Source organism: Polaromonas sp. P3_C2 (assembly GCF_056402675.1).
Window position 1 is genome coordinate 1 of sequence record NZ_JBFUGX010000684.1, and the last position, 2,109, is coordinate 2,109.

Below are 2,109 nucleotides of genomic sequence, written 5' to 3' on the forward strand. Positions count from 1 at the left end.
CTTCATTGGCCTGGCGGGAACGCTTTACCTCACGGGCTACAGCGGGCTGGCTTTCATCATGGGCTGGACAGGCGGCTACTGCCTGGTGGCGCTGGTGCTGGCGCCTTACCTGCGCAAGTTCGGCCAGTTCACCATTCCGGATTTTCTGGGAGAGCGCTACGGTGGGCGACTGCCGCGGCTCATCGGCGTGGCGGCGGCCATTTTGTGCTCCTTCACCTATCTGGTTGCGCAGATTTACGGCGTCGGCCTGATCACCTCCTACCTCACCGGCATCGCGTTCGAGCTGGGTATCTTCCTGGGGCTGGGTGGCATCCTGGTATGTTCTTTCCTGGGTGGCATGCGCGCGGTGACCTGGACGCAGGTGGCCCAGTACATCATCCTGGTGGTGGCCTACCTCATTCCGGTGGTCTGGCTGTCGGTCAAGCAGACGGGGATTCCGGTACCGCAGCTGGTTTATGGCTTTCAACTTGAAAAGGTCACGGCCAAGGAGAAAGAGCTGACGGCCGACCCCAAAGAGCTGCAGGTGCGTGAGCTGTTCAAGCAGCGCTCGGCAGCGCTGTCGGGCAGGCTGGAGCACCCCGCCGAGTCGCTGGCCGCCGACAAGCTGGCCGCCGCCAAACGAATGGAGCAGCTCAAAAGCGGCAATGCATCCGTGGCTGAAATTTCATCGGCCGCCAGGGCGATGGCCGCCATGCCCCGGGACGAGGCCGCCGCCGTCAAGGCCTGGACGGCGGCCAGGGCCGCTGCGGACGTCAAAACCCAGCCGCTTAACGGCATGCCCGCCCACGCGGCCCAGTTCTCGGGCAACCCGGACGGAACCCCGAAAGAGCAGGAGACCTACGACACTTCGCGCCGCAATTTCCTGGCGCTGGTTTTTTGCCTCATGGTGGGCACCGCGGCCTTGCCGCACATCCTCATGCGCTATTACACCGTGCCCAGTGTGCGGGAAGCGCGGCAGTCGGTCACCTGGTCGCTGGTGTGTATCTTCCTGCTTTATTTCACCGCACCGGCACTGGCTGTGCTGGTGAAGTACGAGATATTCACCGTGCTGGTGGGCATGCCGTTTGACCAGCTGCCCGCCTGGGTGCATTCCTGGACGCGGGTGGACCCTTCGCTGCTGTCGGTCACAGACATCAACAAGGACAACATCCTGCAGCTCAATGAGATGAACATAGGCGGCGACATCATCGTGCTGCTGACGCCCGAGCTGGCAGGCTTGCCCTACGTGATTTCAGGCCTGGTGGCGGCGGGTGGGCTGGCTGCAGCGCTTTCCACCGCCGACGGCCTGCTGCTGACGATTGCCAATGCGCTGGGCCACGACCTTTATTACAAGATGATCGATCCCAATGCATCAACGGTGAGCCGGGTGACGGTGTCCAAGATATTGCTGCTGATCGTGGCCTTGCTGGCGGCCTATGTGGCGGCGCAAAAGCCGGCGGACATCCTGTTTCTGGTGTCGGCCGCGTTCTCGTTTGCCGCCGCCTCGTTCTTCCCGGCGCTCAGCCTGGGGATCTTCTGGAAACGCGCCAACGGCATCGGGGCCGTGCTGGGCATGGTGTCGGGCCTGGGCGTAACCTCGTATTACATGTTCACCAACCAGGCCTGGCTGCGCACCACCTTCGGCATTACCTCGCCGGTGCAGCTGTGGTGGGGCATAGACCCGATTTCGGCCGGGCTTTTCGGTGTTCCGGTCGGTTTTGCGGTGATTGTGCTGGTGAGCCTGCTCACCCCGCCGCCCAGCCAGAAAGTCCAGGAACTGGTGGAATACATTCGCTATCCGGACCTGAAACGTCTCTGAAAAAGCTCAAGCCACGTGGTTTGGCTGCCTGGATTGTCGGGGCGCCGTGCGCCAACGCCAAAGCGTGGCAGCCAGCCAGCCCAGCATGAGCAGCCCAAACGAGACCCAGGCGATATACGACAGCCGGTTGGCCATTTCCTGGCGTGCCGAGAAATTGAAAGCAAATGGCTTGTAGCTTGCGAATTTCTGGGCTTCCTCGCGTTGATCTGCACGGAAAAGATCGCCTGGTTTGCAGTTGTTTTCTTTTGGGTAAACGTAGCAGGCCGGGTTTTTCAGGTTCAGGAACCCGTTGTGCTCGGCAAGAACTGGCC

Annotated in this window: 2 protein-coding genes; one reads left to right on the plus strand and one right to left on the minus strand. The window is 61.7% G+C overall.

The genetic code is table 11. The annotated features are described in order from the left end of the window. On the plus strand, nt 1-1,798 hold a 1,798-nt coding region (locus AC1DWI_RS20720; protein WP_477725632.1), incomplete at its 5' end, for a sodium:solute symporter family protein. A gap of 6 nt (nt 1,799-1,804) precedes the next feature. Here the strand turns inward: AC1DWI_RS20720 and AC1DWI_RS20725 are convergent. Next, nucleotides 1,805-2,109, minus strand: a 305-nt coding sequence (locus AC1DWI_RS20725) for a hypothetical protein (RefSeq protein WP_477725633.1), incomplete at its 5' end; no start/stop codon positions are given.